A 19,048-nucleotide genomic window follows, 5' to 3' on the forward strand; every position below is an offset into this window, starting at 1 on the left:
GTCATTGAACTGTTGGTCGGCTGTCCGGATCGCCTGGTTAACCTGAACTCACTGTCAGGCCATTCCCGGCAGCCAACCTGAATAGAGAGACACCTCATGAAAATGTTAATCCTCGGTTTCGCCGCCCTCCTCGCCACCGGCTCGGCGTTTGCCGATACGCAGACCACTGCGCCGGTGATCCACGACAAGACCGGTTTCTTCGTGCACATGGACGTCGCCAAAGTCCTCGCCAGTACCGACATCTCGCAGCAATGCGGCGTGATCCCGGCGCGACTCGACTACCTCGACCACCAGGGTCGCGAGCACGTCCTCGATTACCAGGTCAACGGTACGGGCTGCACCAACGATCATTGATCCGGCTACACTGGCGCCAATTGGCTGAGGCACAAACCCCATGAATATCCTGGTAGTCGAAGACGAACCCAAGGCAGGCAATTACCTGCTCAACGGCCTGCAGGAACTCGGTTACTCCGTCAGCCTGGCACGGGACGGCGTCGATGGCCTGCACCTGGCTCTGGAGCACGATTTCGATGTCATTGTTCTGGACGTGATGATGCCGAAAATGGATGGCTGGGAGGTTCTGCGCCGCTTGCGCAAGGAAGCCGACACACCGGTGTTGTTTCTCACCGCGCGGGATGACATCGCCGACCGCATCAAGGGTCTGGAACTGGGCGCCGACGATTACCTGATCAAGCCTTTTTCCTTCGCCGAACTGGTGGCGCGCCTGCGCACCCTGACCCGCCGTGGTCCTACCCGCGAAGAAGAACAGCTGCAGGTGGACGATCTGCAGATCGACGTGCTCAAGCGCCGCATCACCCGCGCTGGCGTGAAGATCACCCTGACCAACAAGGAATTCGCCCTGCTGCATTTGTTTGCCACGCATCAAGGCCAGGTCTTGTCGCGCTCGATGATCGCGTCACGGGTCTGGGACATGAATTTCGACAGTGACACCAACGTCGTCGACGTCGCCGTGCGTCGCTTGCGCCTGAAAATCGATGACCCGTTCCAGCTCAAGCTGATCCACAGCGTGCGCGGTATCGGCTACCGCTTCGACACCCAGGCATGAGTCGCCTTCGCCATTCCCTGACACTGCGCCTGGCGCTGGTGTTTGCCCTGCTCGCGTTTGTCTCGCTGACCCTGTTGGGCGTGGCGCTGTACCGCGACCTGGAGCGCGAGCTGATCCGCCGCGACGACGCGGCCCTGGTGAACCGCATCGATCAACTGCGCACCTTCCTCAACGACAGCAATACGCTGGAGCTGATCAAGACCAAACCGGCGCTGTTCCAGAACATGCTGGGCAATCGCGAAGCCCTGCTGACCATTGGCGCCGCCGGACAAAAACCGCTGCTGGTGGTCAATCCCGGCAACCTCGCCTTGCCATCGCTGGCACCGGTGTCGATGGACCATCCGTTGAGCCTGGCCGATGTGCAGCATTATCCCGGCGTGGACGGCGTCCCTTTCGCGGCCGTCGCGGCGACCATCGAATCCGACGATATGGGCAGCTTGCAGGTGGTCACCGGACGCCTGATGACCGAGCGCAGCGCCGTGCTCGCCCGCTACCGCCTCAACGTGTACCTCTTCGCCAGCGTGGCGGCGATTCTGCTGGCGCTGTCCGGCTATCTGCTGGTGCATCGCGGCTTGCTGCCCGTGCGACGCCTGGCCCGGCATGCCCACGGCATCGGCGTCGGCAACCTCACCGAGCGCCTCGATGGCCAGGGCGCGCCACGGGAGTTGCTGCCGATGATCGACGCGCTCAATGCAATGCTCGACCGCTTGGGCAAGGGCTTCGTGCAACTGGGTCAGGTCTCGACCGACATGGCCCATGAATTGCGCACGCCGATCAACAACCTGCTCGGCGAAACCCAGGTAGCGTTGCAGCAGAACCGCAGCGTCGAGGCCTATCAGCAACTGCTCGCCTCCAACGTCGAAGAGCTTGAGCGTCTGGCGCGGATGCTCGACAACATGCTGTTTCTGGCGCGTACCGACCCGGCCAGTGCCCTGAGCCAACGCCAGGAGCTGGATGCCGCTGACGAAATGGAACGTATGGCCGACTATTTTGAAGGGCTGGCGGCGGATGTCGGGATCAGCATCGATGCCCAGGGCAGCGGCGTGATCTGGGCTGAGCCGATGCTGCTGCGCCGTGCGTTGGCCAACCTGTGCGCCAATGCCATCAAATATGGCGCGGCGCATTCTGAGCTGGTCATTCGCGCCATACCTTCGGCTGAGGGGATCCGGGTGATCGTGCGTAATCATGGCCAGACCATCCCTGCCGAGCACCTGCCCCGGCTGTTCGAGCGCTTTTACCGGGTTGACGAATCCCGCGAGCGTTCGGCTCATTCCAATGGCTTGGGGCTGTCGATCGTGGCGACGATCATGCAGTTGCATAACGGGGCTTACAGTGTCAGCAGCAGTGAGGGGGTGACGTGTTTTGAGTTGTTTTTTCCGGGGCGGCGGGTGGGTGAGTGAGGTTTGGTGTTGTCGCGGTTGGTGTGAATATCCGTTTTCTGCGGTAACGCCGGCTATTGGTTTCGCCCTTACGGCGAGTCACTTTGGAAAAGCCCCAAAGTAACCAAAGGGCTCTTGCCCCTTTCGTTCGGTGCCTCGCCTAGGCTCGGCATGCCCTCGCTCCGGTCCTGCTCCGTGGGCCCGCCGCCATCGGCCATCCATGGCCGGGGGCGGCTAACCCGGCATCCATGCCGGGTTGCCCACTGCGCAGAACCTCCACTCGGCCTCTCGAGGGGGCGCTCAGATCAAAAGCTGAAGGCGAGCTAACGCTCGGCCTGATGAGTGGTGAGAAGCAAAAGCAAACGCGATTCCCTGTAGGAGCGAGGCTTGCCCGCGAAAAACGACCGGGCAACGCGTTCATTCAGACAGCCCGCGTTATCGTTGACGTCCATCGCCAGCAAGCTGGCTCCTACAATTTTGAATCGTGCGAACCCAATCACCGTGTAGGAGCCGGCTTGCTGCGGGCGGCGTTCCGACGATGGCGGTGGGTCAGTCGACGTTTGTATTGGCTGGACGGACGCCATCGCCAGCAAGCCGGCTCCTACAGGGGATTGGTGTAGATATCCGGAATGAGGGAACGCGTGCACCAAAGAGCCAGGTCGGCTTTCAGGCCGCCTCGGCGGCTGTGGCGGTAGTCGCCCCCTCGAGAGGCCGAGCGCAGGTTCTGCGCAGTGGGCAACCCGGCATGGATGCCGGGTTAGCCGCGCACGGCCAGGGATGGCCGATCGCGGCGGGCCCACGGAGCAGGACCGGAGCGAGGGCATGCCGAGCCTAGGCGAGGCACCGAACGAAAGGGGCAAGAGCCCTTTGGTTACTTTGGGGCTTTTTGTACGGACCGGACACATGGTTGACGGGTGTGCGGGGACATGGTGGACACTTTTCGGCGAGCCAACTTCGCCGGGAATCCATCATGCCCTGGGACACGAGAGATACCATGAGCCTGAAAGAAGAGTTTGTTGCCTTAGCACGGCAACCCGGCAGCAATAAACGAGAACTGTGTCGACGGTTCGGCATCAGTCCGCAAACGGCCTACAAGTGGCTCAACCGCTACGAGACACACGGTCAGTCGGGACTGCAAGAGAAGTCCCGCAGACCTGCAACCAGCCCCAAGCTGACCCCTGCTGCTTTGGAGGCCGAAGTCTTAGCCCTCAGGCAAGAACATCCCGCATGGGGCGGACGCACAATCAGCATCATCTTGAAAAAGCAGATCGCTCCCAGCACCGTCACCAATGTCCTGCGCAGGCACGGGCTGATTCAGCCTGCTCAGAATGAGCAAGAGGCCAAGCTGAGATTTGAACACGATGCGCCTAACGATCTGTGGCAGATGGATTTCAAGGGGCACTTCTCAACGCAAGAAGGCCGATGCCACCCCCTGACTTTGTTGGACGACCACTCACGATTCAATTTGGCTATTCAGGCCTGCGATAACGAGCGCGGAGCCACGGTGAAGGAAAAGATGATTGAGGTATTCCAGCGCTTCGGATTACCAGCACGCATCAATGTTGATAACGGCCCGCCATGGGGCTCACCGCGCAACCCAGGTGAAATCACAGAGCTGAGTATCTGGCTGATTCGTTTAGGAATCCGGATCAGCTTCAGCCGCCCTTACCATCCCCAAACCAATGGGAAGATCGAGCGCTTCCACCGTTCACTCAAAGCCGAAGTGCTTGAGGGGCGTCAATTTTCCACGGTCAAGGAGGCTCAATCCGCGTTTGATCGATGGCGGGAGGTTTATAACCTGCAACGGCCTCATCAAGCGTTGAACTATCAAGTGCCGATGGACCGGTATCGCTCTAGCCCCTGGGCTTATCCGCAGCAACTATCGGAGTTTGAATACGGGCCGGACGATGTGTTGGCCAAGGTTTATCACAGCCGATTTCGCTTTCAGAAACGCTATTTCAGCATCGCCAAGGGCTTGGTTGGGCAGCACATCGCAATACGGCCCAACCCTGAAAGAAATGGACTCTTTGACGTCTACTTCTGCCATCACTTCCTAAGAACGTTCGACGTGAGCAAACCTGACTATGGGTCATAATGTGTCAACCATGTCCCCGCACATGTGTCCACCATGTGTCCGGTCCGTACAGGCTTTTCCAAAGTGACTCGCCGTAAGGGCGAAACCAATAGCCGCCGTTACCGCAGAAACGGATATACCCCCACCCACCGCAAATGGCAAAAAACACCACCCCCCTTGAGCACTTTCGACCTATCCCAACCAAACCACCGCCCCTAGACTCTGCCCCGAATAAAAGCGCCAAACGCGCACAAGACCGAACCAGGGAAACCCACATGAACCCATCCGACATTTTCGTTATCAGCGCCGTCCGTTCCGCCATCGGCAGCTTCGGCGGCTCGCTCAAGGATGTGCCACCGATTCAACTGGCCACCGACGTCTGCCGCGCCGCCATCGAGCGCTCGGGGCTGGCACCTGAGCACATCGGCCATGCGGTGATGGGCCATGTGATCCCGACCGAAGCCCGCGACGCCTACATCTCCCGGGCGGTGGCGATGAATGCCGGCCTGCCGAAAGAGACACCCGCCTTCAACGTCAACCGCCTCTGCGGTTCCGGTTTGCAGGCAATCGTCAGCGCCGCGCAAAGCCTGATGCTCGGTGATGCGGGCGCGGCGCTGGCCGGTGGCGTCGAATCCATGAGCCGTGGCGCGTATCTGTTGCCGCAAGCGCGCTGGGGCGCACGCATGGGCGACATGCAGGCCATCGACTACATGCTCGGCGTGCTGCAAGACCCGTTTGCCGGTTTCCACATGGGCATCACCGCGGAAAACATCGCCGAGCGCTACGGCATCACGCGTCAGGCCCAGGATGAACTGGCCATGCTCAGCCAGCAGCGCGCCGCGCGGGCAATCGCCGAAGGCCGCTTCAACAGTCAGATCGTGCCAATCGAAGTGGCATCGCGCAAAGGCACCGTGACCTTTGCGACCGACGAACACGTGCGTGCCGAGGTCAATGCCGAGCAACTGGCCAAGATGAAACCGGCCTTCAAAAAAGACGGCAGCGTCACCGCCGGCAACGCCTCGGGCCTGAATGACGGCGCCGGTGCGCTGATCATGGCCACCGGTGAGATGGTGCGCGCCCAAGGCCTCAAACCAATGGCCCGGCTGGTCGGCTATGCCCACGCCGGTGTCGAGCCGGAACTGATGGGGCTCGGCCCGATTCCCGCCACTCGTCTGGTGCTCAAGCGTGCCGGCCTGACCGTCGCCGACCTGGATGTCATCGAGTCGAACGAGGCCTTCGCCGCGCAAGCCTGTGCCGTGGCGCAGGAACTGGGCTTCGACCCGGAGAAGGTCAACCCTAACGGTTCGGGCATCTCACTGGGCCATCCAGTGGGCGCCACCGGCGCGATCATCGCGACCAAGGCCATTCACGAACTGCACCGCGTCCAGGGTCGTTATGCACTGGCGACCATGTGCATCGGCGGCGGCCAGGGCATCGCCGTGCTGTTCGAACGCGTCTGATACGTCCACCCTGCCCCCGTTCAACGGGGGCAGCCGAACAAACTATTGCTCGAAGGTTTGACTGATGACCTAACCTCATAGGCTGAATGACTAACAACAGAGTCAGGCACTCCTATGCGTCATGCACTGAAAGCCATGATTTTCGTCGCTTTCACGCTTTTCGGGGCAGGCCCCGGAATGCTGTTGGCGGCAGACCCTGCGGACATTTCAATGCCCAGGGCGGTTGCCGCGCCCCCCAGCGTTTCCCCAAGCGACCTCCAGGCGTTGCAACTTCGGCTGGACGCCCTCAAACAACAGATCTCGCTGGTTGATAACTACAGCCAGCTGGAGGCCCCGCAGGACCTGGTCCAGATGTTCATGCTGGATGTCGATCGCCTCTCGACCTCGCTGCTTCCCCTGCAGACTCAACTGCGCGCGCAATTGGGTGTGCTGGGGCCTGTCCCGCGCGATGACGCCGCGGCCGAGCAGCCCGATATCACCGCGCAAAGGGTCGCGCTCACCGAGCAAAAAAACAAAATCGACGCCACCCTGAAAACCCTGGCCACCCTGAAAACGAGCGCCACCGACCTCATCACCCAGATTGCCGGCATCCGTCGCAACATGCTGGAAAGCGAACTGACCCTGAGCACCCGAAGCGTCCTGAACCCCGAGTTCTGGTCACCGATCCTGAGCCCTTCGATGGATGATCGACAGCGCTTCGCATCGTTCCTCGGTCAGGCAAGTGAGGTCGTCAAACTGGCCTGGCAACCGGGCCAACGCCTCTACACCAGCGTACTGTTGCTGCTGGCCCTGCTTATCTGGACGCTGGGCCGCCGTCTCGCGGAACGAGGGCTGACGTGGCTTTGCATTCACCGGATGCCAGAAGGACGCCTGCGCCGCAGTTCCCTGGCGCTGGCTTCCGTATTGGCCACGGTGCTGACGGTCGGCCTGTCCCTGCAACTGCTGTTTTATGTCTTCACACGCCAGGCTCCGCTGACGCCGACACTGTCGACGTTTTCCCAGGAATTCGAAAAAGTCGCCTACACCTGCGTGCTGATCACCGCGTTGAGCCGCGCCCTGTTGTCCACGAAACACCCGTCGTGGCGGCTGCCGGCGCTTGCCGATCAGGTGGCGCTGTCACTCAAGCCTTATCCGCGGGTTCTGGCGGGCGTGCTGCTGGTTCTGGTGACAATGATCCAGATTACCAACGCAACCGGCATGAGCAGCGGCATCGTAATCGCCGGTCGAGGGGTCGTCGCACTGGTTGTCACGTGCGTTCTGGTGGATTTATTGTGGCGCACCGGCAAAGTCCGCAGAGCCGTCGTGGCGTCTGGCGAAGCCTATGAAGCCGGCAGGACGTTCGCGGGCGTGCTTTACACCCTCGCCAGTCTTGCGATGGTGATCTGCCTGGTATCCCTCCTGACCGGTTACGTGTCCCTGGCCAGGTTCGTCACCTATGAACTGGTCTGGGGCTTTCTCATCCTCTCCGGTTTCTATTTGCTGATGCAGTGCTTCAAAGATGCCTGCGAATACTTTTTTCAATCAAAAGCCCCAGCGGCAAGGCGCTCAAGCAGTTGCTCGGCATTGAAGACCGGCGCCTGGAGCAGATCTCGATCGTTCTTTCAGGGGTCGGGCGGGCCGGACTCTTGCTGCTGGCGCTGGTCACTCTGTTCGTCGGCGGGGTCGGCACGACGCTCGGGCAACTGCTCACCAACGTCTTTTCCATTCTCGGCGGCGCCGGGCTGCGCAAACTGAACATCATCCCCGGGCACTTGCTCAATGCCGCACTGGCCTTGCTGATCGGCATCTACCTGATTCGCACGCTGGGCCGCTGGCTGGACAAGGAGCTCCTGCCGAAAACCGAGATGGACCCTGGCATGCGCGCTTCGCTGACCACGCTGTTTGCCAACATCGGCTATGCGTTGGTCATTCTGCTGACGCTGTCATCGTTGGGCGTGCAATGGACGAACCTGGCCTGGATCGTCAGCGCATTGTCGGTGGGGATTGGTTTTGGCTTGCAGGAGATCGTCAAGAATTTCGTCTCAGGCCTGATCCTGCTGACCGAGCGCCCGGTGAAAGTCGGCGACCTGATCAGCATCAGCGGGGTCGAGGGCGACATCCGCCGGATCAACGTGCGGGCCACCGAAATCCAGCTCAGTGACCGCTCGATTGTCATCGTGCCCAATTCGCAGCTGATCTCGCAAAACCTGCGCAACGTAACCCTGGGCGGCAGCGCCCAAGGGGTGGCGTCACTCGAACTGACCTTCCCCCTGGACATCGACCCCGAACAGGTGAAAGACCTGCTCTACAACACCTACCGCGAGCACGAGACCATTCTCGACAAACCGGCGCCGATGGTGCGCTTCAGCAAACTGACCCCCGAGGGCATCACGCTGACGGTCACTGGCTATGTCGGCAGCCCGAGAATCGTCGGCGTGACCAAGAGCGACCTGCTGTTTGAAATCCTCAAGCGCCTGAGTGACGCCGGTATCGAGCTGGCGAAGCCGGCACCCACGGTGTGAATCAGTGGGCGATGCACACTGATTTCAGCTCGGTGTAGGCCTCGATCACCGCACGACCGAACTCGCGGCCCATGCCGGACTGCTTGACGCCACCAAACGGCATGGCCGGGTCGAGCAGCACGTGGGCGTTGACCCACACGGTGCCGGCCTCGATGCGCGGCACCAGGTTCATCGCTTTGCCGAGGTCATTGGTCCACAGGCTCGCGGCCAGGCCGTAGCGGTTGTCGTTGGCCAGGGCGATCACGGCGTCTTCATCGTCAAACGGCATCACCCCCAGTACCGGGCCGAACACCTCTTCGCGGGCCACCGCCATGCTGTGATCGATGTCGGCCAGAATGGTCGGCTGCACATAGAAGCCCTCGCCTTCCACCAGCTCGCCCCCGGACACTACTCGTGCGCCTTCGCGACGCGCCAGCTCGATGTGCTTGAGCACGCTTTGCTGCTGCTTGCGCGAGACCAGCGGGTTGATCGCCGCTTCGCCGTTCATGCCTGCGCCGATAGGCATCGCCGATACGGCGGCGGCGAGTGCTTCAACGAATTGATCGTGGATCGAGCGATGCACGTAGAAGCGCGAAGCTGCCGCACACACCTGGCCGTTGTTCAGCAGACCGCCGAGGATTGCGCCCTGCACGGCTTTTTCGATGTCGGCATCGGCCAACACGATCATCGGGTTTTTGCCACCCAGCTCCAGCGAGAACCGCGTCATGTTTTCCATGCACGCCACGCCGACGCTTTTGCCCACCGCCGTGGAACCGGTGAAGGACACTTTGCTCACCAGTGGATGCGCCGTCAACACACCGCCGACATTGGCGCCGCCACCGGTGACGACGTTGAACACGCCTGCCGGAATCCCCGCTTCCAGCGCCAGTTCAGCCAGGCGCATGGCGGTCAGCGGCGTTTCCATCGCCGGTTTGATGATCACCGTGCAACCGGTGGCCAGCGCCGGCATCAGCTTCCACGCCGCGATCAGCAGCGGGAAGTTCCACGGCACGATCCCGACCACCACGCCCACCGGTTCACGCTTGGTGAACGCGGTGAATTTCGCCCCCGGCGGCAGCGGAATCGACACGTCAAAGGTCTGCCCTTCGATCTTGGTCGCCCAGCCGGACATGTAGCGCATGAACTCCACGGTGGCGTTCAGGTCCAGTGCGCGCGCCATGTTGATCGACTTGCCCTGACTCAGGGTTTCCAGCTGCGCCAGCTCTTCGGCATGCGCTTCTACCAGCGCAGTGAAGTTCAGCAGGATGCGTTCGCGGTCCGCCGGGCGCAGGCCCGACCATACGCCGGACTTGAAGGCTTTATGCGACGACTGCACCGCCTGTTCGACCACCTCCAGCGGTGCGTCGAGGGTTTCGCACAGGGTTTTGCCGGTGGCCGGGTTGACCACGGCAATGCGCGGCCCTTCGGCGAACACCCATTGGCCATCGATAAAGCAGCCGTGGCGGCGGTCAAGGAATGCAGCAACCTGCGGCAGGATTTCAACGTTGCTCATAAATCACCTTTGGTTCAGACGTGTTGTTCAGCCGGATAACGGGCTGATTACTGTTGTTCTTTGAGGAAACACACGACCGCCTGGCGATCGTCGGCCGAAGCCAGGCCCATGTAGGGCATGTAGGTCCCCGGCACGAAGGCCTGGGGTTGGGTGATGAGTTGCGCGATGTTCTCGGCCTGCCAGTTGATGTCTTTGCTGCGCATGGCCTGGGAATAGTTGAAGCCTTCCTGCGAGCCGGATTTGCGCCCGACCACACCCGCCAGGTTCGGCCCCATCATTCCCGTCATGCCCTTCGTCACCGAATGGCAGACCGCGCATTCATTGGCGAAGACCTGGGCGCCATGCCCCTGGTCGGGCGCGCAGTCAGCGGCCAACGCGGTGTGCGCGAGGGTGAGTGAGAGCAGACCGATGAGGGGCAATCGCAGCGAGGTGTACATAGGAAAACGACCTTGAAAATCCGCGCTCATCCATTGAGCGGCAACACGGGAGCGCCGACGCAGCGGTGCATCGACAGGGTTGAGAGGGATTGTCGATGGTCAGTGATGCGCAGGTTTTGCCCTGCGTGCCAGTCGTATTGGCGAGGCTGCCAAACCGGGCATTTTGGCAAGCACAGCCAACTCTTTGGCAACCACACAAAAGGCCGGAAAAGTTCCGCGCCTTAGTATCGAAAAAGACCGCAAACCTGCGCTCAAGAACAAGAACGGATGCCACACATGCTCAAGTCCCCCTTGCTGCGTCTCTCTACACTTGCCCTGATGATCAGCGCCGGCCAAGCCGGCGCGTACGAACTCTACGCCGATGACGACAGTCACCTGAACGCCACGCTGGAAGCGGTCTTCGGCATCTTCCACAGCCAGGAAAACTACGCGCTGTCCGGTCGCCTCGACCCGGGTTCTTCGTCGTGGCGCGAGGGCTACATCAAATATGGCCTGAGCTTCGACAAGGGCCTGGCCGGTGTCGGCACCGCGTACGGCGCGGCGAACCTGCTCAGCTCCGGCACCTGGGGCGACGGCGATGCCGCAGGCTTCAGCGACGGTTCGGAACGCACCACCAAATTCGAAGACGCCTACCTCGGCTGGCGTTCGGGCAAGCTGTTCGACGTGCTCGGCGAGGACGGCGTCGACCTGTCCTTCGGTCGTCAGAACATCGTGGTCGGTGATGGTTTCCTGATTAATGGCGACGCGCTCAACCTGGGCAAAGGTCTGGCCGACGGTGAGTTCAACCGCGGAGGCGCGTACTGGCTGGCGGCGCGCAAAGCCTTCGACGAGACTGCCGTGCTGCGCCTGGGAGGCAAGGAAGGCTGGCGTGGCGACCTGATGTGGTTGAAATCCGATAACCGCGCACAAGCGAAAACCGAAATGTACGTCGGCACGCTTGAGCATGTCGCCGAAGCAGGCACGGTCGGCTTGACCTACATCGACACCACCGATGTCGACGAAGAATTCGCCTCACCGATGCAGCTTGAACGCGACGGCATGAAAACCTACAGCCTGCGCGCAGCCGGCAATGCCGGGGTGCAAAACCTGTTCCTCTCCGGCGAATACGCCAAGCAGGACAAACCCCACACCAGCACCGAAGACGCCTGGTACCTGGAAGCCGGCTGGACCTTCGCCGACGTGGCCTGGACGCCAAATGCCAGCTACCGCTACAGCCGTTTCTCGGAAGGTTATGACACGCTGTTCTATGGATTCAGCCGTGGCTTCGGCACCTGGTTCCAGGGTGAGGTCGCCGGTAACTACGCCGGCCCGTTCAACACCAACTCGCGTATCCAGCAAGTCAAGTTCACCGTCTCGCCGCTGGAGAACCTGACGGTCGGTGCGATGTATTTCAACTTCGACACCATCGACCGCAACCTCGGCAATAGCGATGGCCACGAAGTCGATCTGTATGCCGAATGGCACGTCAACGAGCACCTGACGGTGATGCCGCTGATCGGCCTCTATCAGCCGGACAAGAGCGCCGACGAGGGTGGCACGCAGCTGGGCAGCAACGACAAGAACCTCTACAGCCAGGTGATTTTCGCCACCACGTTCTAAGTTTTGTCCGACGCAATTCCTGTGGTAGCGGGCGAACCCCTGTGGGAGTGAGACCGGCTTGCCGGCGATGGCGGTGTATCAGGCAACACAAATGTCGACTGACACTCCGCCATCGCGAGCAGGCTCGCTCCCACGGGGCTTCGCGGGTTCCAACAAAATTGCGCGGCATTGCCCTTCAACGGAAACGGAGTTTCCAATGCACAAAAAATTCCTGACGATTCAGAGCAAAATCGCCCTGCTCGCCGGCCTCTGCCTGCTGTTGGTGGTGGGTTTGCTGATGGGTTTGTCGCTGTATCAAACCCATCGGAGCAGCCAGCAAGTGGCCGAGGCCAGCAGCGAAATGCTCGCCAACGCCGCCAAGGAACACATGCAGGCGCTGGGCAAAGTGCAAGCGATGCAGGTGCAACGCACCTTCATGCAGACGCACGAATATGGCCAAGGGTTGTCGCGCTATCTGCTCTACCTGAGGCAGTTGCAACATCAGGGCAACCTTACCCGTCCACAACTGCGCCAGGAGCTGAGCACCCAGCTGCACCAGGCCCTGATCGACAAGCCCGACCTGCTCGGGCTTTATGTCATTTTCGAACCCGATGCCCTGGACGGCGCCGACGCCGGTTTCGTCGATCAGGCGACCATGGGCAGCAACGAAACCGGGCGCTTTTCGCTGTATTGGGTGCAAAGCAAACCCGGCGAACTGCAAGCGGTGATCGGCGACGAAGCGCTGCTCGCCAACACCTCGCCCGGCCCCAGCGGCGCGCCCTACAACGCCTTCTACACCTGTGCCCGCGACACCCGCAAAGCCTGCGTGCTGGAGCCGTATTTTGATGAGGCCTCCGGCAGCCGCAAACTGGTGACCAGCATCGCGTTCCCGCTGCTGGACCATGACAAGGTCATCGCCGTGGTCGGTCTCGACATCAACCTCGCCGCCCTGCAACAGAACAGCGAAGCCAGCGCGCTCCAACTGTTCGACGGCAACGGGCAGATCAGCATCGTCAGCCCGCGCGGGGTGATTTCCGCCAACAGCCAGGACGTCAGTCGCCTCGGGCAACCGCTGGACAATGCCGAGGTGATGGACACCTTGCGTCAGGGCCAGCCGAAAGTGTTCGTCGATCAACAGCAGATCAAAGTGCTTGAGCCGCTGGCACCGATTGCCGGTGCGGCGCCGTGGGGTGTGCTGGTCGGCGTGCCGCAGAACGTGCTGCTCGCCCCGGTCACCACGCTGCAACAGGAACTCGATGCACAAGCCGTGCGGAGCACCGCGCTTGAGCTGTTGCTGGGCGGCGGCTCGGCGCTGCTCGGCCTGGTGTTGATCTGGTACGCGGCGTATCGCATCACCCGGCCGCTGCAACTGCTGACGCGGGTCATGGAAGATATTTCCCTGGGCGAAGGTGATCTGACCCGGCGCCTGGCCGTGCAATCAAGGGATGAAATCGGCCAACTGGCGACGGCGTTCAACCGCTTTGTCGAACGTATCCACCATTCCATTCGCGAGGTGTCTTCGGCGGCGCTCGGCGTCAACGAAGGCGCCAAGCGTGTGCTGCTGGCGTCCAACGCATCGCTGAGCAATTTCGATGAACAATCGACCCGCACCAACAGCGTCGCCGCCGCGATCAACGAACTGGGCGCCGCCGCCCAGGAAATTGCGAACAACGCTTCCGATGCCTCGCAGCAAGCCTCCGCCGCGCGCCAACAGGCCGAAGACGGGCGTCAGGTGGTCGAGCGCACGATTGCGGTGATGAACGAACTGTCCGGCAAAATCAGTGCGTCGTGCGTCAACATCGAAGCGCTGAACAGCAAAACCGTGAACATCGGGCAAATCCTCGAAGTGATCAAAGGCATCTCCCAACAGACCAACCTCCTCGCCCTCAACGCCGCCATCGAAGCGGCACGGGCGGGTGAAGCGGGCCGCGGCTTTGCCGTGGTCGCCGACGAAGTGCGCAGCCTGGCCGGACGCACACAGACCTCAGCGGCAGAGATTCAGCAGATGATTGAAGCACTGCAAGTCGGCGCGCGTGAGTCGGTGACAACCATGACCGAGAGCCAGCAGCACAGCGAGGAAAGCGTCAGCATCGCCAACCTCGCAGGCACGCGGCTGGGCAGCGTGACGCAACGCATTGGCGAGATCGACAACGTCAACCAATCGGTGGCCGCAGCCACTGAAGAGCAAACCTCGGTGGTCGAGGCGTTGAACGTGGACATCACCGAGATCAACACGCTGAACCAGCAAGGAGTGGAGAACCTGCAATCGACGTTGCAGGCATGTACCGAGCTGGAGCGCGAGGCTGGGCGGCTGAATCAGTTGGTCGGGAGTTTTCGCATCTGAAGGCAGCGGTGCCTGATCTACTGCTATCGCGAGCAAGCTTGCTCCTACAAGGTTGAAGTGATCACACCATTTGTGAACGACACAGACCTGTAGGAGCAAGCTTGCTCGCGATGAACGATAACGCGGTCTCAGCAAGCCGCCACGGCATGCTCAATCCGGTGAAACAACCGGTTGAAATACACCAGGCTATCGCCCTCCCCACGCACGCCCACCTTCGACAATTCCACAAACATCACCGAATGCGATCCGACCTCCTTGCACTCGCTGATCCGTCCTTCCAGCTGCACCAGTGCATCACGCAGCACCGGCACGCCCGTGTCGCCGCCGTCCCACAAGTCCCAGGCAAACCGCTCGGCCATCGGCACCTGGGTCATGCCGGCGAAGTGTCGGGCCAGTTCTTCCTGTTCGCCGCACAGCACGTTGACGCACAGCCGGCCGTTGGTGCGGAACACATCGTGGGTGGCGCTGTTGCGGTTGACGCACACCAGCACGGTCGGTGGCGAATCCGTCACCGAGCACACGGCGCTGGCGGTGATGCCGCAGCGTCCGCCGGGGCCGTTGGTGGTGATGATGTTCACCGCCGCCGGCAGTTGCGCCATGGCGTTGCGAAAGTCGATTTGCTGCTGGCTCAGGTTGGCCATGTCGGTGCCCCTTCCTTCAGGAGGACCGCGCGTTCGCGGCCCGTGGGTGATGGAACAAGACTAAAGCCCGGCGTGGCGCGCAGCCATTCTGACGATCCCCATGCCGAGGTAGGCTTTCCGCTAGTCGACTAGGTGGTTTCTTTATCGTCAGGGCCCGTCGCAGTGGGTATTCTGCTAAAAGGCGCCAACATAGGTGTCGACGTCCGCCGCAGCGTGCACGCGTGCGAAAACAATAATTAGAAAATCTCGTGGCAACCCCTGATGGAAACCCGCAAACCGATTGTTTATATCGTTGATGATGACAAAGACCTGCGCACCTCGCTGGCCTGGTTGCTGGAGTCGGTCAGCGTCCAGGCGCAATGCTTTGCCGGCGCTGAAGAGTTCCTGAGCCAGTACGACCCCAAGCAACCGGCGTGCCTGGTGCTGGACGTGCGCATGCCGGAAACCAGCGGCTTTCAGCTGCAGGAAATCCTCAACCAGCGTGGCAGCACCCTGCCGACGATCTTCGTGTCCGCCCATGGCGACATTCCGATGTCGGTGACCGCGATGAAGAACGGCGCACTGGATTTCGTCGAGAAACCCTATAACCCGCAGCAGATGATCGACCGCATACAAGCGGCGCTGAAGACCGCCGTGCATGCCCAGGCCGATCAGCAGCAACGCCAGCACCTGCAAGGCAAACTCGCCCTGCTGACCAGCCGTGAACGGGAGGTGTTGATGCTGGTGATCGATGGCAAGGCCAGCAAGGTCATCGCCCGGGAGCTGAACATCAGCGTGAAAACCGTTGATGTGCACCGGACCAAGATCAAGGAAAAGATGGGCGTGACCAGCATTGCCATGCTGGTGCGCGAAGTGCTGCATTTGCCGGTGGATGAGCCGTCTCGGCATTGAGGGACCTGCGGCGGTCATGAGACCGCCATCGCCGGCACATTCAACATCAATGGTGCCTGATACTCCGCCATCGCCAGCAAGCCGGCTCCTACAGGGATCCGCAGCGAACTCAAGGTATGTGCACGGCGATGATCTACTGTAGGAGCCGGCTTGCTGGCGATGGGGCCGGCACATTCAACATTGATGGCGTCTGATGCCCCGCCATCGCCGGCAAGCCGGCTCCTGCAGGAGAGGTCAATTGTGGCTGTAGCGCTTGCGATAAGCGCCCGGCGATACGCCGAAGCGGGATTTGAACGCTGAGGAGAAGTAGCTGGAATCGGAAAAGCCCCAGGCGTAACACAGCGCCGAGAGCTTCTGCTCGTCAGGTGAGCGGCGCAGGTTTTCCGCGCAGAAATCCAGGCGTCGGTGCTTGATGTATTGCGCCACCACCAGGCCGCGCTTGGAGAACATCCGGTACAACCCGCGCACCGAAATCCCTACCTCACGGGCAATCAGCTCGGGGCACAGGTCTTCGGCGCTGATGTGTTCGTCGATGTAGGCGATGATCTTGCGAAACTGCCGCTCGTGGGCATCCGCGCCGCTGTCGCGGGCACTGATCCCGGGCAACAACAGGCTGACCAACGCATCCAGTACCGCTTCGCTTTCCTGCATGTCCAGGCCTTCCTGCTGCCGGGTATCCAGCACCAAGCGGTTGGCCATCGCCGCCAGAGGTGTACTGGCCGCGATTCGTGTGGCGCAGTTGACCGCATTGAAATGCGAACCACGCTCGACCACCTGACGCGGCAGGATCAGCGACAACTGTCGGGAATCCTCGTTGTAGGTCATGTCACTCGGGCGGCAGGCGTCGATCAGGGCGATGTCGCCCGTGCCCAGTTGAGCGCGGTTGTCGCCCTGCTCCAGCCGGGAACTGCCACGCATCTGGAACACCGCGTAATAGTGGCCGTCGCTGCTGACACTGACGTCCTTGCTGGTGCGATACAGGTGCACGTGCGCCATGTCGACGACACTGAGGTTGATCGCGCCGCTGCGATATTCCGCCAGCTCACCGTAGAAATCCGTATCCAGGGCCCGGGCATCGAAACGCCCGCAGGCCTGGTTGACCTGGCTCAGCCAGCTTTCGAACGCCTCATTGCGAACCGCCAAAGAAGTCATCATCACTGCAAAGCCTCACGCATTTTATTGTTATTTTTCGACCGCTTCGTCGAGCGGTTCGGCAAATGTTACTGACCTTGGCTGTCTCCTCCTTCGACGGCCGTCGGGCCCTATTCAACAGGCTCCGGCGCTGGCTTGCCAGCCTTCCCTTGCGTTAGATGTCCAATACCAGACGGGCGGAAACGGCGCGGGAAACGCAGGCGCAAATCTGTTTGTTGGACGCCTTTTCCTTGTTCGACAAACAGTTGTCGCGGTGCTCCGGCACACCGTCCAGCACCTCGACGATGCAGGTGCCGCAGATGCCTTCGCGGCATTCGGTGTCGATGTCACAACCGTGGGCCTGCAACACATCGACCAGACTCGCGTTGGCCGGCACCTGAAGCACCACGCCGGAACTGGCCAGCTCCACTTCAAAACCGCCACTCGGACCGGCATTCGCTGCGGGATCGGCCTGGAAATGCTCAAGGTGGATCGCATCGTCGCAACGGCTGCGCGCCGCCACTTCCACCACTTTGTTCATGAAAGGCGCCGGGCCGCAGGTGTACACGTGTGCGGTACTGCCCGCGTGGTTCAGGCACTCACTCAACGTGGCATCCATGTCACCCGGCTCGATGCCGTAGTGGAACTGCACATGCCCGGCGAACGTGCTCGCCAACAGCTCGGCGAACGCTGCGTATTGCGGCGAACGAGCGAAATAATGCAGGCGCCACGGTTGGCCGTTTTCGCTCAACCGATAAGCCATGCTCAGCAGCGGCGTGACGCCGATACCGGCCGCGCACAGCACATGCTCGGTGGCCGTCGGGTCGAGGCGGAACAGGTTGCGCGGCGCACCCATTTCCAGCTCCACGCCCTCTTCCACCTCGTGCAGCGCCGCTGAACCGCCACGGGACTGCGCTTCTTTTTTTACCGCTACCAGATACGCGCGGCGGTCCTGGGGCGGGCTGCACAGCGAATATTGACGGGTCACCCCGGTCGGCCCGGTCAGGTCGACGTGGGCACCCGGTTCATAGGCGTCGAGCGGCTGGCCGTCACTGCGCACGAGGCGAAAGGAACGGATATCCAGCGCTTCGTCGACGATCCTTTCGATCTTCACCTTCATCATTGCATCACCTGAAATACGGTTGATTTTGTTTTTACGGCACCTGCGGGTACCTGTGTTTGCCTGGTGTAAAACACCTTGTAGGAGCCGGCTTGCTGGCGATGGCGGCCTTGAGACTTGCATCGCCGGTGAGGACGCCATCGCCAGCAAGCCGGCTCCTACAAGGGTTGTGTGTTTGGCCGCGAATGCGCTTAGCGCATGAACAGACCGCCGTTGATGTCCCAGCACGCGCCGGTTACGGAGGCGGCGTGGTTAGCGATCAGCAGCAACACGCTGTCGGCGATGTAGCCGGGGTCGCCGAGGGTGCCGGCCGGGATCATTTTCAGGATCTGTTCCAGTCGCTCCGGGGCCACGGTTTCGCGCACCACCGGCAAGTCCAGCGGCCCCGGCGAAATGCTGTTGACCGTCACGCCTTGCGGGGCCAGTTCACGGGCGAAGACTTTGGTCAGCGTCGCCACGCCGCCCTTGGCTGCCGCGTAATGCGCGCCGGTGGCGGTGCCGCCGTTCTGCCCGGCGAGCGAGGCGATGTTGACGATGCGGCCAAAACCACGCTCGGCAAAGTGCGCGCCGAACACCTGGCACGCGACAAAAGTGCCGCGCAGGTTGATCGCCATCGACTCGTCGAACTCCTCCGGGGTGATGTCCATCAACGCGGCGACTTTCGACACGCCGGCGTTGTTCACCAGGATGTCGCAGCCGCCCCAATGCTCGACCAGCACGTCGCGGGCATGCTGGAAGTCGGCCTTGCTGCGCACATCCAACTCAATGGCGACAGCACTGGCACCGCTGGCATCCAGCTCGGCAGCCAATCGCCGCACGCCCTCGAGACGCACGTCCGCCAGGGCGACACGATAACCCGCCCCGTGCAGACGGCGGGCGATGCACTCGCCCAGTCCGCGCGAGGCACCTGTTACAAGGGCTACTCGACTCATGA

13 protein-coding genes and 3 pseudogenes are annotated in these 19,048 nt (G+C 61.5%); 10 read left to right on the forward strand and 6 right to left on the reverse strand.

Annotated features, from left to right (window positions below):
* The first annotated feature begins 96 nt into the window (after positions 1-96).
* From K5R88_RS09610 to K5R88_RS09635, 6 genes and pseudogenes are all read left to right on the forward strand, one after another.
* Complete coding sequence (locus tag K5R88_RS09610) at positions 97-354, forward strand: DUF2790 domain-containing protein (protein WP_008032450.1); 258 nt, start codon at positions 97-99, stop codon at positions 352-354.
* A 40-nt stretch (positions 355-394) separates the two neighbouring features.
* On the forward strand, positions 395-1,066 hold the full coding sequence (locus tag K5R88_RS09615) for a heavy metal response regulator transcription factor (protein WP_226299856.1): 672 nt from the start codon (positions 395-397) through the stop codon (positions 1,064-1,066).
* Positions 1,063-2,466 carry a heavy metal sensor histidine kinase gene (locus K5R88_RS09620; RefSeq protein ID WP_226299857.1) on the forward strand — a complete coding sequence of 468 codons (1,404 nt, stop codon included), beginning with the start codon at positions 1,063-1,065 and terminating at the stop codon, positions 2,464-2,466. The genes K5R88_RS09615 and K5R88_RS09620 overlap by 4 nt, the downstream gene beginning before the upstream one ends.
* Before the next feature lie 949 nt (positions 2,467-3,415).
* Positions 3,416-4,540 (forward strand): IS481 family transposase, encoded by a 1,125-nt coding sequence (locus K5R88_RS09625; protein WP_226299186.1) that lies wholly within the window; start codon positions 3,416-3,418, stop codon positions 4,538-4,540.
* A gap of 254 nt (positions 4,541-4,794) precedes the next feature.
* Positions 4,795-5,979, forward strand: coding sequence for an acetyl-CoA C-acyltransferase family protein (locus K5R88_RS09630; RefSeq protein WP_008033866.1), 1,185 nt, complete (start codon positions 4,795-4,797; stop codon positions 5,977-5,979).
* Positions 5,980-6,093: 114 nt separating this feature from the next.
* Positions 6,094-8,480 (forward strand): annotated as a pseudogene (locus K5R88_RS09635) (DUF3772 domain-containing protein).
* Between the two features lies 1 nt (position 8,481).
* On the opposite strand, the gene K5R88_RS09640 reads toward K5R88_RS09635, so the two are convergent.
* Complete coding sequence (locus K5R88_RS09640; RefSeq protein ID WP_223452713.1) at positions 8,482-9,972, reverse strand: aldehyde dehydrogenase family protein; 1,491 nt, start codon at positions 9,970-9,972, stop codon at positions 8,482-8,484.
* A 47-nt stretch (positions 9,973-10,019) separates the two neighbouring features.
* Positions 10,020-10,409 carry a c-type cytochrome gene (locus K5R88_RS09645; protein ID WP_226299858.1) on the reverse strand — a complete coding sequence of 130 codons (390 nt, stop codon included), beginning with the start codon at positions 10,407-10,409 and terminating at the stop codon, positions 10,020-10,022.
* Between the two features lie 276 nt (positions 10,410-10,685).
* Between K5R88_RS09645 and K5R88_RS09650 the strand changes: the two genes are divergently transcribed.
* The 3 genes and pseudogenes from K5R88_RS09650 to K5R88_RS30900 all read left to right on the forward strand — a co-directional run.
* Positions 10,686-12,008 carry an alginate export family protein gene (locus tag K5R88_RS09650; RefSeq protein ID WP_226299859.1) on the forward strand — a complete coding sequence of 441 codons (1,323 nt, stop codon included), beginning with the start codon at positions 10,686-10,688 and terminating at the stop codon, positions 12,006-12,008.
* Positions 12,009-12,423: 415 nt separating this feature from the next.
* Positions 12,424-13,425, forward strand: a pseudogene (locus tag K5R88_RS30895) (PDC sensor domain-containing protein); the annotation flags it as partial.
* A gap of 309 nt (positions 13,426-13,734) precedes the next feature.
* Positions 13,735-14,331: pseudogene (locus K5R88_RS30900) on the forward strand (methyl-accepting chemotaxis protein); the annotation flags it as partial.
* A 128-nt stretch (positions 14,332-14,459) separates the two neighbouring features.
* Here K5R88_RS30900 and hpaC read toward each other — a convergent pair.
* Positions 14,460-14,972 carry a 4-hydroxyphenylacetate 3-monooxygenase, reductase component gene (hpaC, locus tag K5R88_RS09660; protein ID WP_008033884.1) on the reverse strand — a complete coding sequence of 171 codons (513 nt, stop codon included), beginning with the start codon at positions 14,970-14,972 and terminating at the stop codon, positions 14,460-14,462.
* A 261-nt stretch (positions 14,973-15,233) separates the two neighbouring features.
* Between hpaC and K5R88_RS09665 the strand changes: the two genes are divergently transcribed.
* On the forward strand, positions 15,234-15,863 hold the full coding sequence (locus K5R88_RS09665; protein ID WP_008033885.1) for a response regulator transcription factor: 630 nt from the start codon (positions 15,234-15,236) through the stop codon (positions 15,861-15,863).
* 234 nt (positions 15,864-16,097) lie between these two features.
* Here the strand turns inward: K5R88_RS09665 and feaR are convergent, their stop codons facing one another.
* The 3 genes from feaR to K5R88_RS09680 all read right to left on the reverse strand — a co-directional run bounded on the left by feaR (position 16,098) and on the right by K5R88_RS09680 (position 19,046).
* Positions 16,098-17,018, reverse strand: coding sequence for a transcriptional regulator FeaR (gene feaR / locus K5R88_RS09670; protein WP_226299861.1), 921 nt, complete (start codon positions 17,016-17,018; stop codon positions 16,098-16,100).
* A gap of 151 nt (positions 17,019-17,169) precedes the next feature.
* A complete protein-coding gene (locus K5R88_RS09675) occupies positions 17,170-18,117 on the reverse strand; it encodes a PDR/VanB family oxidoreductase (protein WP_226299862.1) in 948 nt (315 codons plus the stop codon).
* A gap of 188 nt (positions 18,118-18,305) precedes the next feature.
* Positions 18,306-19,046, reverse strand: coding sequence for an SDR family NAD(P)-dependent oxidoreductase (locus tag K5R88_RS09680; protein WP_226299863.1), 741 nt, complete (start codon positions 19,044-19,046; stop codon positions 18,306-18,308).
* Positions 19,047-19,048: the final 2 nt, after the last annotated feature.

The organism is Pseudomonas sp. MM213, from assembly GCF_020423045.1.
Lineage (GTDB): Bacteria > Pseudomonadota > Gammaproteobacteria > Pseudomonadales > Pseudomonadaceae > Aquipseudomonas > Aquipseudomonas migulae.